A 14,655-nucleotide genomic window follows, 5' to 3' on the forward strand; every position below is an offset into this window, starting at 1 on the left:
ATCATGTCAGGTCGCGGAGATAATTCCAAAGCGAAGCCGGGTGCCCCGGTGGACATGGAGCCGTTGCGCCGGGCGATCACAGGCTGCGTGCGCTCGATCGCCGGCGATGCCGAGGTCGAAGTTGCATTCGCCAATGAACGTCCGGGGATGACCGGTGAGCGTATTCGCTTGCCGGAACTTTCGAAGCGGCCGACAGCACATGAGCTCGCGGTAACCCGCGGGCTTGGCGATTCGATGGCGCTGCGTCTTGCCTGTCATGACGCCCGCGTCCATGCCGTCATGGCGCCGCAGGGGTCCGATGCCCGCAGCATCTTCGATGCCGTCGAGCAGGCCCGCGTGGAATCGATCGGCTCGCTGCGGATGAGCGGCGTTGCCGCGAACATCAGTTCGATGAATGCGGAAAAATACGCCAAGGCGAATTTCTCCGGTATCGAGCGGCAGGAAGATGCGCCGATCGGCGAAGCCATGGCGATGATCGTTCGCGAGAAGCTGACCGGTCAGAAGCCGCCGGAGAGCGCCGGCAAGGTTCTCGACCTTTGGCGCCCATTCATCGAGGAAAAGACTGGCGGCGAACTCGACAATCTGCTGTCTGCCATCAACGACCAGCAGAGCTTTGCCCGCGTCGTCCGCAACATGCTGTCGGCCATGGAAATGGCCGAGGAATATGGCGACGAGCAGTCCGAGCCTGACAGCGAAGACCAGCAGAGCGAAGAAGACAAGCCGAACGGCGAAGATCAGGATAACGACGACGTCAAGGAAGACGAAGGCTCCGATGCCGCGCCGGCCGAAGACAGCGAAGCCTCCGACGAGCAGATGGAGGATGGCGCGACTGAAGACGGCGGCGAGATCTCCGACGACGACATGAGCGAAGAGGGCGAGGAAGATTCGGAAACGCCGGGCGAGACCCGCCGTCCGAACACGCCTTTCGCCGACTTCAACGAAAAGGTCGACTATCACGTCTACACCGAGGAGTTCGACGAGACCACGACCGCACAGGAACTATGCGACGTGGCCGAACTCGAGCGCCTGCGCGCCTTCCTCGACAAGCAGCTTGCGCATCTGCAGGGCGCCGTGGGCCGGCTTGCCAACCGGTTGCAGCGTCGCCTCATGGCGCAGCAGAACCGCTCGTGGGACTTCGATCTGGAAGAGGGTTATCTCGATCCGGCGCGCCTGACGCGCCTGATCATCGACCCGATGCAGGCGCTGTCCTTCAAGATGGAGCGCGATACGCAGTTCCGCGATACGGTCGTGACGCTGCTGATCGACAATTCCGGCTCGATGCGTGGGCGGCCGATCACCGTTGCGGCCTCCTGCGCGGACATTCTTGCCCGGACACTCGAGCGCTGTGGCGTGAAGGTCGAGATTCTCGGCTTCACCACCAAGGCCTGGAAGGGCGGACAAGCGCGTGAAAAGTGGCTCGCCAGCGGCAAGCCGCAGACACCGGGCCGCCTGAACGACCTGCGTCACATCATCTACAAGTCTGCGGACGAGCCCTATCGCCGGTCGCGCAGCAATCTTGGTCTGATGATGCGCGAGGGCCTGCTCAAGGAGAATATCGACGGCGAAGCACTGATCTGGGCGCATAACCGCCTGCTCGGTCGCCGCGAACAGCGTCGTATCCTGATGATGATTTCGGACGGCGCGCCGGTCGATGATTCCACGCTGTCGGTCAATCCGGGCAATTATCTGGAGCGGCATCTGCGCGCTGTCATCGACCAGATCGAGACGCGATCGCCTGTCGAGTTGCTGGCGATCGGTATCGGTCACGACGTGACGCGTTACTATCGCCGTGCCGTCACGATCGTCGACGCCGACGAGCTTGCCGGTGCCATGACCGAGCAACTTGCCTCGCTGTTCGAGGACCAGGCAAGCATGCCGCGTTCGCGCATGCGCCGCGCAAGCTGAGCCCGCTCCGGCTTCCTTTCGCATCGGCCTCCGGGCCGATGCCATTCTTTGCCGACACCTGCCGCAAGGGCTGGCGTGCCAAGGTGTCCATCATCATCGTGACAGCGATGCTAGCATTGCCGCTTGCTGGATGCGATGCCGCAGATAAGGTCGACGATGGCGGTCCAGCCAATATCCGTGCGAACGTCATCTCAACCTTCAGGCCTGGTTCGCAGCAAACGCAGTTCGGAGCTCTGGAGTTTATCGGCGGTCTTGAGCTTAGCTCGGACAATGCGCTTTTAGGCGCCATCTCAGCTATCCGCGTTCGTCCCGATCAGCGGCATTTCGTTTCGGTGCTGGATACCGGGCACTGGCTGACGGGTGTTATTAAGCGCGATGAGAAGGGGCGGCTGAAAGGCATTGCCGACGCACGCATCATGCCGATGATGGATCGCCGCGGCAGCATCGACGCGGGAACGGGGGCGATGGACGCCGAGGGCCTGGCGTTGCGCGACGATCATGTCCTCGTGAGTTATGAGCAATATCATCGCGTCGATATCTATCCCGATCCGGGTTTCGAGATTTCGCCGCCGGACAATAGCTTGCCGATCCCCATTCCGAGGCTGCAGCTGCGTTCCAACCGCAGCCTCGAAGCGCTGATGATCGCGCCGCAATCGAGCCCGCTTGCGGGAGCGGCCGTCATCATCACGGAAGATAGCCTCGATGAGCAGGGCAACATGGTGGCAGCCATTCTCGACGGCCCGCTGCACGGTCGCTTCGCCGTCCGCCACTATGATGGTTTCGACGTCAGCGACGGCGTCTTCCTGCCCGATGGCGACCTCTTGTTGCTAGAGCGGCGCTTCGGGCTGGCACATGGTCTTGGCGTGCGCATCCGCCGCATTGCCGCCGCGGATATCAAGCCGGACGCCGTGGTGGACGGCAACGTAATATTCGAGGCCAACGCCCGAGACCAGATCGATAATATGGAAGGCATAGACGTTTTTCGCGCCGCCGATGGCTCCCTTCACCTCATTCTGATCTCGGATGATAACCATTCGATCCTGCAGCGCAGTCTGATGCTGGAATTTCGCTTGCGTGACGAAAATCTCGTCAGCCAAAACTAGAGGCGACGAAGACCGATTTATTCTTAGGATCGAACTGCCGCATCTAGGAAATTTCTGTGACGAGCTAAGCGACGCTTAGCTCCAACAATGGGATTCTTCGACATGTCTATTCCCGACAAACCTATCGTCCTGGTGCATGGGCTTTTTGGCAGCCTGAATGATCCCAAGATCTTGGCTGCTTTCGGCAATGCCGAGATTCATGCTCCGGATCTTATTGGCTATGGCCGCAATCGTAGGGCAAATACCGGTAGCCTGACCCTTCTCGATCAAGCGCGCCACATCGCAGATTTCATATCCGGTATTGGTGCGTGCAAGGTGCATCTAGTTGGACATTCGGTCGGTGGTGCAGTTTCGGTGCTCGTCGCCCGGCATTTTCCCGAGCTCGTCGAATCGCTGACGAGTGTTGAGGGTAATTTCACTTTGAAGGATGCGTTCTGGTCGGGGCAGATTGCCGTGAAGCCGGACGACGAAGTGGCTCGCATCGTCGCCGGTTATGAGGCCGATCCGGACGCGTGGATTGCCGGTGCCGGCGTGCAAATCAACGAATGGACGTCGTCACTTGCGAGAGCTTGGCTTGCGAATCAGCCAGCCTCGACGATCAAGGCACAAGCCAAGGCGGTTGTGGCGACGACGGGAGAGGCCGCTTATCTCGATGCTGTCCGCAGTGTCCTGCAGTCCGACATTCCCGTCTATCTCATCGCCGGGCGTCGTTCCGCGGAAGGTTGGGATGTTTCCGATTGGGCGAATGATCTCTGCACGGCGCGGCTCAATATCGCCGACACCGGCCATTTGATGATGGCGGAAAATCCGGCCGCATTCGCAGCCGCCGTTCTGACCTGCCTGTCTTATCGCTAGAGCAACTCCAGGAAAAGTGCGCAACGGTTTTCCGTCCGGAATGCGTAAACTCCCTCAGAGAACGTTTCGGCGCGAACCGAGAGCGATCCGCGCCGAACAATTAACCGCTCAGGCAGTTGGCGCCTGCGATATCGGCTTCAGGGTGTTCATCAGTGCGCCATAGGGCAGCAGCATGACGAGGCCGACGGTCACCTTCACCGAGAAATCGCCGATCGCCCAGGAAATCCAACGCGGTGCCGAGGTGGCGAACGCGCCAAGGATCGGCGCCCAATCGGTCGCGAAAGGATCGTTCGGACCAAAGAAGACGAAGAAGGGCGCAAAAGCAAAGGAGAAGAAGATCATCGTATCCAGCATCGAGCCGATCAGCGAGCCGAACAGGGGAGCGCGCCACCAGGCCATGCGGCGGAGGCGGTTGAAGACCGAGATATCGAGCAGTTGGCCGGCGAGATAGGCCGAGCCGGAGGCAATCGCGATGCGAGGCTGTGCCGTATAGAACGACAGGGCGACGCCGACGACGAAGCCGGCAAACACCACCTTGCGCGCAGCCTTCGGGCCGAACTGGCGATTGGTCAAGTCAGTGATGAGGAAGGCGACAGGATAGGTGAAGGCGCCCCAGGTCAGGATATCCGCAAGATTGATGCCGGCTAGCGTGGCCTGCAGCGGATACTGCACGAGGATATTCGAGGCGACGACGACCAGCGTCATCAGCATAACGTAGACAAGGGTATGACGTGCTGTCAGCATTTTTTTATCCTGGGAGATGCCACCAGTTGAAGTAAACCGGACATGGAAAAAGGCCTGAGCGGATCCTATCCGTACAAGCCTCTTAGCCGGTATGATGTCGCGAAACGCTAGTGCTTAGGCAGCAACAGCAGCTTCAGCAGACTTCTTGACGATCTGACGACGCAGCAGCCGAGCGCGCATGCTGAGTTCGTTTTCGCTTGCCTTGATGAGGAAAGCGTCGAGACCACCGCGATGTTCAACCGAGCGAAGCGCAGCAGCGGAAACGCGCAGGCGATAGCGCTGGCCGAGAACGTCGGAGATCAGCGTGACCTGGCAAAGGTTCGGCAGGAACCGACGCTTGGTCTTGTTGTTGGCGTGGCTAACGTTGTTGCCCACGAGGACGGCCTTGCCGGTCAATTCGCACATGCGGGACATGGTACACCTACTTTTGTTTTTCTCGGCCATCGGATAAACATCCCGGGCAACACCCGGCACGCAATCCAACGGGCCATAATTGGAAAGTTGCGGTTCTATAGTCAGAGAGGCTGGCCGCGTCAAGCCAAACCTTGTGTTTTCCCGCAATTCCGTCAAAAAGCTGCTGTTGTCTGGCGCTCGCAGCGGGCGGACATCGTATCTATATATCCTGCCTGATCCTCGTTGAAGGCCCTGATCATGGTTCAAATTCGGAAGTGGCTTCTTATTTCAGCAATCGTTGCGTCGATGCCGTCGATGGCATTGGCCGACGTGCTGCGGCATGAAACGCGCTATCGCGTTTCACTGGCCGGCCTGCCGATCGCCCGGGCGGATTTCAAGACCGAGGTCACCGGAAAGCAATTCACCATCCGCGGCAATATCACCTCTGCGGGGCTTGCAGATCTCGTGACATCGATCGATGCCAGGACCGATGTGACCGGGGTCGTCGACGACAACAAGCTGCAGGCTTCACACTACACGCTCTTCTACAAGAGCGGGAAGAAGGAACGCACCTACGACGTCGCCTATACCAATGGCAGCGTGACCTCGAACACGATTACGCCCGAGCCGAAGCGGCCGGACAACTGGGTTCCCATCACCGACGCGGACCTGAAATCCGTGCTCGATCCGATTTCCGGCATGATCTTTCCGATCACGCCAAGCCTCAATCTCTGCAACCAGACGCTGGCTGTTTTCGACGGCGAGATGCGGATGGATCTGAAACTGTCGCCGAAGGGCTCGCATCCTTTTTCGACCGATGGCTTCAAGGGCAAGACGGTTGCTTGCGGCGTGCGATTCATGCCGAAGAGCGGCTACAAGAGCACACGTAAGGATTATCTCTATCTCGCCAAGAGCGACAATATGGAGATCTGGTTTGCCAAGGCGGATGCCATGAATGTATATGCTCCAGTCTACGTCCGCATACCGACGCAATACGGGACGGTGACGATTACGGCCGTGAAATACGGCAGCTAGCGGGCCGGAGGATGTCCGCGGTAACGAGCTGGGGGCAGGGGTGAAGTTTCGTGCGACATTGACGGGCTTTTCGGCCATCCTGATGTGGTCGTTCCTGGCGCTTTTGACGGTGGCGTCCGGTAAGATGCAGCCATTTCAGCTGCTCGCCATCTGCTTTGCCATCGGCAGCGTTCCAGGCATCGTCGTCCTGCTGCTGAAACCGGAGCGTTTGCAATTGCTCCGGCAGCCGGCGAAGGTCTGGATCACGGGCATCGCCGGCCTGTTCGGCTATCATTTCCTGTATTTTACCGCGCTGCGTCATGCGCCGGCGGTGGAAGCAGGGCTCATCGCCTATCTCTGGCCGCTGTTGATCGTCGTCGGCTCCGCATTGCTCCCCGGCGAGCGGCTGCGCTGGTATCATATCGTCGGCGCGCTCATGGGATTGGCGGGCACGGTCCTCATTGTCGGGCGCAACGGTTTTCATTTCGAAGGCGCCTATGCGGTCGGCTACGGGGCGGCGTTCCTGTGTGCCTTCACCTGGTCCGGCTATTCGCTGATCACGCGTCGCTTCGAGGCGGTTTCAACCGATGTCGTCACCATCTTCTGCCTCGTCACGGCAATCCTCTCCTTCTTCTGCCATCTCGGCCTTGAGGAGACGATCTGGCCGGAGAGCGCAGGGCAATGGGTGGCCGTGCTCGGGCTTGGCCTTTTTCCAGTCGGAGCGGCCTTCTATGCCTGGGACTATGGCGTCAAGAACGGCGATATCCAGATTCTCGGAGCGGCGAGCTATGCCGCACCGCTGCTGTCGACGCTGATCCTGACGCTGTTTGGTTTCGCGGAGCCGAGCTGGGGCATTGCGCTTGCCTGCCTGCTCGTGACCGGCGGCGCCGTGCTTGCCGCTCATCGCATGATACTGCGCCGGGAGAGCGCACAATCGGCACAGGCGGAAGCGGCGGAATAGTTCCGTCGCAATCGCTGCCCGCTATTTCCTGAAGACCTTTTCCAGGAAGGCCACGAGCGACGGCCGCCAGACAGCCATCTCATGCTGGAGGTCTGGATATTCGTGATACTCGTGCTTGATCTTCTTCTCTTCGAGCGCCGCCTTCAGGCCGGCCACGTCCTTGCCGACGACGTCGTCCCTGCTGCCGACCGTCACCGTGAAATTGCGCAGCGCCTTGTTGATCTTCTCCTGCTCGTTCAGCGCCGCATCGACCGCCTTGTTCGGTGAGCTCACGGTGCTAACGCCGCTGAAGGTCGCGACCCAGGCGAAGGTGCCGAGATGCGAGAGGCCGGAGACAAGGGCCTGGTAGCCGCCCTGCGAAAGACCGGCGACGGCGCGGCCGTCCGCATCGTTCCGCACCCGATAGTGCTCCTTCATATAGGGAATCAGGTCTTCGACAAGCTCACGATCGGCCGCTTCCGCATTGGCTGGAAAGAACACCTTGCGGATGTCCGAAGCGGGCATGTTCTCGGCGATCGCATCCGGCACGTCGGTTTCCGTGTCGGGGATCACGACAATCATCGGTTCGATCTTTTTCTCGGCGAGGAGATTATCGAGGATCTGCGGCGCGCGCCCTTGCGCAACCCATGAGCCGACCGTGTCGCCGAAGCCGTGATAGAGATAGAGTACAGGCAGCGGCTTAGAGGCGTCGCTATAGTCGGGCGGCGTGTAGACATACATCTGCCGTTCCGAGTTCAGCGCCTTGGAATGCAGGGTCACCAGCCGCAGGTCGCCATGCGGCACCTTCCGGATATCGAGAATGCTGCCGGGTACGAGGATGAGGCTGGTATTGACGTGCCGCTGCGGCTTCGGCGCGTTGGTGCCGGTGTCGATGCTGCGGAAGCCGTCGATGTTGAAGTAATACTCGTAGAGATCGGGCTTCAGGACCTCGGTCTTCGCGCTCCAGGTGCCGTCGTCGCTCTTTTGCATGGCGATGGGATCGCGCGCACCGAGGCCGACGGAGACGGCCTTCGCTAAAGGGGCGAAAAGGCGGAACGTGATCGAACCGTCCGTCTCAACCGAGGTCACGAAGTTCTTTAGAGGCTTTTCGCCCGGCGGCGACGCCGGCGCATCAAGGGCAAATGCAGGGGCGCTCATGACGCAGCCCGCAGCGACGAGCAAGGATAACAACAACCGCACGAAAAAACCTCCTCCGGATGAACCACTCTTCTCTCTCTCCCCCCGTGTAAAGCTGAGACAGCGCCGCGCTTTTTCAAGGCTGTCGCTCCGCGCCGTCCTGTCGCGTGATATCAACGAAAGGTAAGGGGTTCAGCTTGAGGCTGGGTTCCAGTCCGGCGGTGCCATCTCGAAGCTTGAGAATTCGAAACCGGGCGCGACGGTGCAGCCGACAAGCGTGAATTCGCCAAGGCTTTCTGCCGATTGCCACCAGTTGGTCGGAATGATGGCCTGCGGCCGTTCGCCCTTTGCGAGATCGAGGCCGAGCACCAGCGTCTCGCTGGCTTTGCCGTCGGCGGAGCGATGCAGTGCAAGCGGTGCACCGGCGTAGTAATGCCAGATCTCGGCTGCATCGCGCACCCGGTGCCAATGCGAGCGCTCGCCGGCTTCGAGCAGATAGTAGATCGCGGTGGAATGGCCGCGTGCGCCGCCATTTTCGTCGCGAAACGTTTCCACGTACCAGCCGCCTTCCGGATGCCGCTGCATCGAAAGCGTTTCGATGATCTCTTTCACCTGCATCAGAAATTGTCCTTGCGCTTACGGATCTCGGCGAAGACTTCGTCGTTGCCGCGAGTTTCCATCAGCAGGTTGCGACGGATCGAGGGATCGGCGGCCCGCAGGAACGGGTTGGTTTCCTTCTCCAGCGCCAGCGTCGTCGGAATGGTGAACTTGCCGGCGGCCCTCAGCGCCTCGATATCGGCCGCGCGCGCCAGCAGCCGTTCGTTGTCGGGGTCGATACTCAGTGCGAAGCGGGCATTGGAGAGCGTATATTCATGGCCGAAATAGACGGCCGTCTCATCAGGCAGCATGGCCAGCTTTTGCAGCGAAGCCCACATGTCGGCTGGCGTGCGTTCGAACAGGCGGCCGCAGCCGAGCGCAAACAGCGTGTCGGCGGCAAAGAGCAGCTTGTCGTCGGCGAAGTGATAGCAGATGTGACCGGCGGTATGGCCGGGCGTTTCGATGACATTGACCGTATGACCGGCGAACTCGAAGGTGTCGGCGTCACCGACGGCGCGATCGAGGCCCGGAATAGCGACGGCTTCATTGATCGGGCCGATGATCTCGCAGCCGAACTGCTCCTTCAATGCCAGATTGCCTTCGACGTGGTCTGTGTGATGATGGGTCGTCAGGATGTGGCTAAGCGTCCAACCGCGACGCTCGGCCGCCTTCTGGATCGCATTTGCGTCCGGAGCGTCGATCGATGCCGTCTGCCCGGTTTCCGGATCATGGACCAAGACGCCGTAATTGTCGGAACGGCAGATAAATATCTCTAATTCCAATGGTTTCATGATTGAAATCGTCCTCGTCTTTTACGTTGGTAGAGAATGTAAGTCGTTCGGCCTTGAAGTCCAACGCTTGGCTGATAACATTTGTTCGATGCACGCCGATATTGTCGATCTCCGCCAGTTTTATCATTCCGAGCTCGGCCGCTTGGCGGAGCAGTCGATCGCCATGGCGCTTTCCTCCATCTGGGCGCGCATGCCGGAAGAACGGCTTGTCGGTCTCGGCTACGCCGTTCCCTATCTCGACCGCTTCCGCGCCGATACCGAGCGCACCTTCGCCTTCATGCCAGCAGGGCAGGGTGCGGTGAACTGGCCGCTGGGATCGGCATCGTCCACGGCGCTGATATTCGACGAAGAGCTGCCGCTGCCCGACAGCTCGATCGACCGTGTGCTGATGGTGCATTCGCTGGAGTTTGCCGAAAGCCCGCGCGAGACGCTGAAGGAGCTTTGGCGCGTGCTGGCGCCCGGTGGGCGGCTTGTCATCGCGGTGCCGAACCGTCGTGGTGTCTGGGCGCGGATGGAGCATACGCCCTTCGGTTCCGGCCGGCCATATTCGCGCGGCCAGTTGACCTCGCTGCTCAGGGAAACCAATTTCACGCCCGGTGCGACGGCCGAAGCGCTGTTCTTCCCGCCTTCTAAGCTGCGTACTGTTCTGAGCCTACGCCGCGCCTTCGAAAGGGTCGGCCGTACGCTCTGGCCGGCTTTTTCCGGGGTCATCATCGTCGAGGCTCAGAAGCGGCTCTATCAGGGCCTGCCTGTCGCCGTGCGCGCATCGCGCCGCGTCTTCGTGCCCGTGCTTGCGCCACGCGGCATACCGACGACGCGCGACGGCGCCTGATACGATCGATGCGGCGCTGACCCTCGACAAAACCGCGTTTCCGCTTTAATGCGACGGGGTGTTTCAAGACGGAATTTTCCGCCCCTTTACAAGGTCGATCCCATGAGCATGGAAATGAGCAAGCCCGTCCCGCGTTCCGGTATTCTCGATATCGCTGCCTATGTGCCGGGCAAGGAGCATGCACCGGGCGTCGAGCGCGTCTTCAAGCTCTCTTCCAACGAGACGCCGCTTGGCGCCAGCCCCAAGGCCATCGAAGCCTTCCGTGCGGCTGCCGGCCAGCTGGAGCGTTATCCTGACGGTCAGGCCAAGGAACTGCGTCAGGCGATCGCCGACGTACACGGGCTGAACATCGCCAATATCATCTGCGGCAATGGTTCCGACGAGCTGCTGGGTCTGCTTTGCCACACCTATCTCGGCACGGGCGATGAAGGCATCATCACCGAGCATGGATTCCTGGTCTACAAGATCCAGATCATGGCCGCCGGCGCGACGCCGGTCACGGTCAAGGAAAGGGATTGCACCGTCGACGTCGATGCGATCCTTGCCGCCGTTACCAAGAAGACCAAGATGGTCTTCATCGCCAATCCGGGCAACCCGACCGGCACCTATGTCCCGGTCAGCGAAATTCGCCGGTTGCAGGCAGGCCTGCCGAAGCATGTCATCCTCGTGCTCGACGCCGCCTATGCGGAATATGTCCGCCGCAACGATTACGAAGCCGGCCTCGAACTCGTTTCTGCCAACCAGAACGTCGTGATGACCCGTACCTTCTCGAAGGTCTATGGGCTTGCGGCATTGCGCGTCGGCTGGATGTATGCGCCGGTCGATATCATCGACGCCGTCAACCGCGTGCGCGGTCCGTTCAACATGAACAGTGCGGCGATTGCCGCCGGTGCTGCTGCCGTTCGCGACCAGGCCTTCACGGCTGACACAGTCGCATTCAATTTGCAGTGGCTCGAGAAGGTCACGGCTGCGCTTGAGGCCATTGGTCTCAAGGTCACGCCGTCGGTTACTAACTTCGTTCTCATCCATTTCCCCGATGTCGATGGCAAGCGCGCCGTCGAGGCTGACGATTTCCTCACCAGCCGCGGCTACATCGTGCGCGCAGTGCGCGCCTATGGCTTCCCGAATTCGCTGCGTATGAGCATCGGCACCGAAGAAGCCAATCTCGGCTTCATCGATGCGCTGACGGAGTTTATGGGACGCAAGGCATGAGCAGCATCAAGTTCGATCGCATCACGCTGATCGGCATCGGCCTGATCGGCTCTTCCATCGCTCATGACCTCAAGCGGCTTGGCCTTGCCAAGGAAGTGGTGATCTCGACCCGCAGCGCCGAGACGCTGAAGCGCGCCGAAGAATTGAAGCTTGGCGATCGCTATACGCCGTCCTCGGCCGAAGCGGTCAAGGACGCCGACCTCGTCATCGTTTCGGTGCCGGTCGGTGCCTCGGAGAGCGTCGCCAAGGAAATCGCGGCTCATTTGAAGCCGGGCGCCATCGTTACCGACGTCGGTTCGACCAAGGCGTCGGTCATTGCGCAGATGCAGCCGCATATGCCATCCAACGTGCACTTCATTCCTGGCCACCCGCTGGCTGGCACGGAGAAATCAGGTCCTGATGCCGGTTTTCCCGGATTGTTCAAGGGACGCTGGTGCATCTTCACTCCGGTTCCGGGCACTGACGAAGCCGCGATCAAGAGGCTTCGCGATTTCTGGGAAACTCTAGGCTCCCGCGTCGATGAAATGGATCCGGAACATCACGACAAGGTACTGGCGATCGTTTCGCATCTGCCGCATCTTATCGCCTACAACATCGTCGGCACCGCCGATGATCTGGAGACAGTGACCGAGTCGGAAGTCATCAAATATTCGGCCTCCGGCTTCCGCGATTTTACCCGCCTTGCCGCGTCCGATCCGACCATGTGGCGTGACGTCTGCCTGCACAATCGCGATGCAATCCTCGAAATGCTGTCGCGCTTTTCGGAAGATCTCGCATCGCTGCAGCGGGCGATCCGCTGGGGCGAGGGCGACAAGATTTTCGAACTCTTCACCCGTACCCGCGCCATCCGTCGTTCGATCGTCGAGGCCGGCCAGGACGTCGACGCGCCGGATTTCGGTCGCCACGCCCTGGATACGAAGGAATAGGCAGCCTTACGCGACGGAAGGGCGCTCATGATCGTCAGACGCGGGCGCTCCGAAGACCTGCCTTGGCTCATCGAGCACGACGATGCGAGCGAGGATTGGATCAAGCGCTGCATCCAGTTCGAAGAATATTTCGTTGTCGAGCATGATGGTCAACTCGCCGGCTTCCTGCGATTCAGCCGCTTCTGGGGCAAGATACCCTATATGGACATGATCCGCGTGCCGCCTTCGCTACAGCGTTCCGGCGCGGGCACGGCTCTCTTTCGGGCCTGGGAAAGGGCTATGGCGGAAGAAGGCGCGCAGCATCTGATGACCTCAAGCGAATGGGCGGAAGCCGAGCCTCAGGCCTGGCATCGCCGCAATGGGTTCAAGGCCGCAGGCAGCATCGATCTTCGCATTCTCCAGTCGAGCCCGGAGATATTCTTCCTGAAGGACATCTCGGGCACGCCTGAGGCATAAGGTGTTCGCGCTTTTCCCTAGAATCGCAGCAGCGCCCTTCCTCTTCCTCCTTGAGCATTCCGGAGGGAGAACCTCTGCGCGCTCTTCTGGAAGTGTTTCCAACCTCAGATCGGCGGAATTTTCCCGAGCGGGATGAAGCCGCTGAGCGAAAGGCGGCCGCGATCCGCCGTCAGATCGACGGAGACCTTGTCGGCGCCGCTTGCCAGAGCCTTCAGCATCTTCGTTGCCGTCTTGATGATGTTCTTGGCGGTGGGAAGCGTTGTGCTCAGACTATCGCCCCAAGGGCCGATTTGATTGATCTCAAGCTTGAACTGGCCGGACAACAAGCCGTCCTCGTCGAAATTGAAGGGGCCGGAGAGCGTCATGACGCGGCCGTCGCCGATGTCGATGACGGCTTGGTGCAGGACACCCGCGGCACCGTGAAGGCCTTCGCGATCGCTGCCGTCGAGCAATCCCGCCTTGCCCGATAGCGTCAGGTTGGCGCTGGTCGAAGCGGTGGGTAGTGTCTGCGGGAAGTCTTTGATCACCGCATTGGCGTTTTCGATGCCGATTGCGAAGTCCAGATCGTCGCCGTTCTGGCTCGCATGCATTTCAGTGCGGGCGGCGGTCAGGTTGGCGCTCTGGCCTGTGAAGGACGAGACGATGGCTGCCTTCAGCCCGTTTATGACGGCCTGGCTCTGCGCGACGCCGCGACCTTTGGCAACAAGGCTTGATTGTAGATCCGTCCATTCCGCCGATACCGTCAGGCCCTCGCTCGTGCGCAATTCTGCCGGCGACTTGAGGGTCCAGTTGACGTGGTTGGGCTGGAACACCGGTGCGGATGCGCTCAGCATGTCGAAGTTGGCCGAGACGCCTCTGGTCTGGTTGTCTACCGTCACCGTGTCGCAGGTCAGCCCGATGGAGAAGGGGAAGCCGTTGAAAGCCATGTTCTCGCACTTGCCTGCAATGCCGGCGCTGTTCTGTTGGCCGAGTGCCTTCAGAACGTTGGATCTTACGAAGCCGGTCGCGTAATACCATCCCCCGGTATAGAGCGCGGCGAGGACGACCAACAGACCGAGCAGAACGAGCCAAAGACGTTTGCCTCGGCCGGTTGCTACGCTCTGGCTTGACGCTGCCATGTTGTTCTCCAATGGTTGTACTGAAGCTTCATAGTGATTTGGCGTTGGATATGGACGAATTTTGGGTATTTGGCTACGGATCCCTCATGTGGAATCCGGGCTTTGATTATGACGAGCGGGCCGAGGCTCTGATTTTCGGTTATCGTCGTTCGCTCTGCGTCCGTTCCTGGGTCCATCGCGGCAGCGAAGAGAGCCCCGGCCTGGTGCTTGGGCTCGATCGCGGCGGGTCCTGCCGTGGCATGGCTTTTCGCATTCCAGCCTCCGCTTGGGACGAGGTGATAGCGTATCTGCGAGAGCGCGAACTTGTCACCAATGTCTATCTGGAAAAGACGCTGCCGATCAGGCTTGCCGACGGGCGGCGGGTCACCGCTGTCGCCTATGTCGTCGACCGCAACCACAGGCAATATGCTGGAGCTCTCGATGCAATCGAGGCCGCGCATATCGTCGAATCAGCCAGCGGCCAATCCGGTCCGAACGATGCTTATGTGTTCAATACGCTGACGCATCTGCGCCAGATGGGCATTCGCGATCAATGGCTCGAGCATGTTGTCGATGAAGTGGAGCGGATGCGGGAAGCATCGTGATTGACGCCTATCCGGCGCAACGCCGCTACGCCCTTCTGCGCGGCGGGT

Annotated in this window: 16 protein-coding genes; 10 read left to right on the forward strand and 6 right to left on the reverse strand. The window is 60.3% G+C overall.

Annotation, left to right across the window (positions count from 1 at the left end; translation table 11 throughout):
- Positions 1–3: 3 nt before the first annotated feature.
- From cobT to QD461_RS06705, 3 genes are all read left to right on the forward strand, one after another.
- Positions 4–1,905, forward strand: coding sequence for a cobaltochelatase subunit CobT (cobT, locus tag QD461_RS06695; protein WP_414087006.1), 1,902 nt, complete (start codon positions 4–6; stop codon positions 1,903–1,905).
- A gap of 107 nt (positions 1,906–2,012) precedes the next feature.
- Positions 2,013–3,008, forward strand: a complete 996-nt coding sequence (locus QD461_RS06700) for an esterase-like activity of phytase family protein (RefSeq protein WP_414087082.1) — start codon at positions 2,013–2,015, stop codon at positions 3,006–3,008.
- Between the two features lie 102 nt (positions 3,009–3,110).
- Positions 3,111–3,863, forward strand: coding sequence for an alpha/beta fold hydrolase (locus QD461_RS06705; RefSeq protein ID WP_414087007.1), 753 nt, complete (start codon positions 3,111–3,113; stop codon positions 3,861–3,863).
- Between the two features lie 108 nt (positions 3,864–3,971).
- Here the strand turns inward: QD461_RS06705 and QD461_RS06710 are convergent, their stop codons facing one another.
- Positions 3,972–4,607 carry a queuosine precursor transporter gene (locus QD461_RS06710; protein ID WP_414087008.1) on the reverse strand — a complete coding sequence of 212 codons (636 nt, stop codon included), beginning with the start codon at positions 4,605–4,607 and terminating at the stop codon, positions 3,972–3,974.
- 114 nt (positions 4,608–4,721) lie between these two features.
- Complete coding sequence (gene rpmB, locus QD461_RS06715; protein ID WP_004107717.1) at positions 4,722–5,021, reverse strand: 50S ribosomal protein L28; 300 nt, start codon at positions 5,019–5,021, stop codon at positions 4,722–4,724.
- 237 nt (positions 5,022–5,258) lie between these two features.
- Between rpmB and QD461_RS06720 the strand changes: the two genes are divergently transcribed.
- Positions 5,259–6,035, forward strand: coding sequence for a DUF3108 domain-containing protein (locus QD461_RS06720; protein ID WP_414087009.1), 777 nt, complete (start codon positions 5,259–5,261; stop codon positions 6,033–6,035).
- Positions 6,036–6,075: 40 nt separating this feature from the next.
- A complete protein-coding gene (locus QD461_RS06725; protein ID WP_414087010.1) occupies positions 6,076–6,975 on the forward strand; it encodes a DMT family transporter in 900 nt (299 codons plus the stop codon).
- A 21-nt stretch (positions 6,976–6,996) separates the two neighbouring features.
- Here the strand turns inward: QD461_RS06725 and QD461_RS06730 are convergent, their stop codons facing one another.
- The 3 genes from QD461_RS06730 to gloB all read right to left on the reverse strand — a co-directional run bounded on the left by QD461_RS06730 (position 6,997) and on the right by gloB (position 9,479).
- Positions 6,997–8,154, reverse strand: coding sequence for an esterase (locus QD461_RS06730; protein ID WP_414087011.1), 1,158 nt, complete (start codon positions 8,152–8,154; stop codon positions 6,997–6,999).
- Positions 8,155–8,283: 129 nt separating this feature from the next.
- Positions 8,284–8,709: a cupin domain-containing protein gene (locus tag QD461_RS06735; RefSeq protein WP_414087012.1), complete on the reverse strand. Its 426-nt coding sequence runs from the start codon at positions 8,707–8,709 to the stop codon at positions 8,284–8,286.
- On the reverse strand, positions 8,709–9,479 hold the full coding sequence (gloB, locus tag QD461_RS06740) for a hydroxyacylglutathione hydrolase (RefSeq protein WP_414087013.1): 771 nt from the start codon (positions 9,477–9,479) through the stop codon (positions 8,709–8,711). The genes QD461_RS06735 and gloB overlap by 1 nt, the downstream gene beginning before the upstream one ends.
- Positions 9,480–9,567: 88 nt before the next feature.
- On the opposite strand from gloB, the gene QD461_RS06745 reads away from it, so the two are divergent.
- From QD461_RS06745 to QD461_RS06760, 4 genes are all read left to right on the forward strand, one after another.
- Positions 9,568–10,311, forward strand: coding sequence for a class I SAM-dependent methyltransferase (locus tag QD461_RS06745; RefSeq protein WP_414087084.1), 744 nt, complete (start codon positions 9,568–9,570; stop codon positions 10,309–10,311).
- Positions 10,312–10,413: 102 nt separating this feature from the next.
- Positions 10,414–11,523, forward strand: coding sequence for a histidinol-phosphate transaminase (gene hisC / locus QD461_RS06750; RefSeq protein ID WP_414087014.1), 1,110 nt, complete (start codon positions 10,414–10,416; stop codon positions 11,521–11,523).
- Positions 11,520–12,449, forward strand: coding sequence for a prephenate/arogenate dehydrogenase family protein (locus tag QD461_RS06755; protein ID WP_414087015.1), 930 nt, complete (start codon positions 11,520–11,522; stop codon positions 12,447–12,449). The genes hisC and QD461_RS06755 overlap by 4 nt, the downstream gene beginning before the upstream one ends.
- Before the next feature lie 27 nt (positions 12,450–12,476).
- Positions 12,477–12,905, forward strand: a complete 429-nt coding sequence (locus QD461_RS06760) for a GNAT family N-acetyltransferase (protein WP_414087016.1) — start codon at positions 12,477–12,479, stop codon at positions 12,903–12,905.
- 104 nt (positions 12,906–13,009) lie between these two features.
- Here the strand turns inward: QD461_RS06760 and QD461_RS06765 are convergent, their stop codons facing one another.
- Positions 13,010–14,023, reverse strand: a complete 1,014-nt coding sequence (locus QD461_RS06765) for a DUF2125 domain-containing protein (protein ID WP_414087017.1) — start codon at positions 14,021–14,023, stop codon at positions 13,010–13,012.
- A 50-nt stretch (positions 14,024–14,073) separates the two neighbouring features.
- Between QD461_RS06765 and QD461_RS06770 the strand changes: the two genes are divergently transcribed.
- A complete protein-coding gene (locus QD461_RS06770) occupies positions 14,074–14,607 on the forward strand; it encodes a gamma-glutamylcyclotransferase (protein ID WP_414087018.1) in 534 nt (177 codons plus the stop codon).
- Positions 14,608–14,655 lie beyond the last annotated feature (48 nt).

This window comes from Rhizobium sp. BR 314, from assembly GCF_047445805.1.
Lineage (GTDB): Bacteria > Pseudomonadota > Alphaproteobacteria > Rhizobiales > Rhizobiaceae > Rhizobium > Rhizobium lusitanum_B.

Excerpts from the sequence above, each read along its gene's own strand:
- cobT (WP_414087006.1), top strand. The coding sequence starts at position 4 with ATGTCAGGTCGCGGAGATAATTCCAAAGCGAAGCCGGGTGCCCCGGTG.
- QD461_RS06700 (WP_414087082.1), top strand. The coding sequence starts at position 2,013 with ATGCTAGCATTGCCGCTTGCTGGATGCGATGCCGCAGATAAGGTCGAC.
- QD461_RS06705 (WP_414087007.1), top strand. The coding sequence starts at position 3,111 with ATGTCTATTCCCGACAAACCTATCGTCCTGGTGCATGGGCTTTTTGGC.
- QD461_RS06710 (WP_414087008.1), bottom strand. The coding sequence starts at position 4,607 with ATGCTGACAGCACGTCATACCCTTGTCTACGTTATGCTGATGACGCTG.
- rpmB (WP_004107717.1), bottom strand. The coding sequence starts at position 5,021 with ATGTCCCGCATGTGCGAATTGACCGGCAAGGCCGTCCTCGTGGGCAAC.
- QD461_RS06720 (WP_414087009.1), top strand. The coding sequence starts at position 5,259 with ATGGTTCAAATTCGGAAGTGGCTTCTTATTTCAGCAATCGTTGCGTCG.
- QD461_RS06735 (WP_414087012.1), bottom strand. The coding sequence starts at position 8,709 with ATGCAGGTGAAAGAGATCATCGAAACGCTTTCGATGCAGCGGCATCCG.
- gloB (WP_414087013.1), bottom strand. The coding sequence starts at position 9,479 with ATGAAACCATTGGAATTAGAGATATTTATCTGCCGTTCCGACAATTAC.
- QD461_RS06745 (WP_414087084.1), top strand. The coding sequence starts at position 9,568 with ATGCACGCCGATATTGTCGATCTCCGCCAGTTTTATCATTCCGAGCTC.
- hisC (WP_414087014.1), top strand. The coding sequence starts at position 10,414 with ATGAGCATGGAAATGAGCAAGCCCGTCCCGCGTTCCGGTATTCTCGAT.
- QD461_RS06755 (WP_414087015.1), top strand. The coding sequence starts at position 11,520 with ATGAGCAGCATCAAGTTCGATCGCATCACGCTGATCGGCATCGGCCTG.
- QD461_RS06760 (WP_414087016.1), top strand. The coding sequence starts at position 12,477 with ATGATCGTCAGACGCGGGCGCTCCGAAGACCTGCCTTGGCTCATCGAG.
- QD461_RS06765 (WP_414087017.1), bottom strand. The coding sequence starts at position 14,023 with ATGGCAGCGTCAAGCCAGAGCGTAGCAACCGGCCGAGGCAAACGTCTT.
- QD461_RS06770 (WP_414087018.1), top strand. The coding sequence starts at position 14,074 with ATGGACGAATTTTGGGTATTTGGCTACGGATCCCTCATGTGGAATCCG.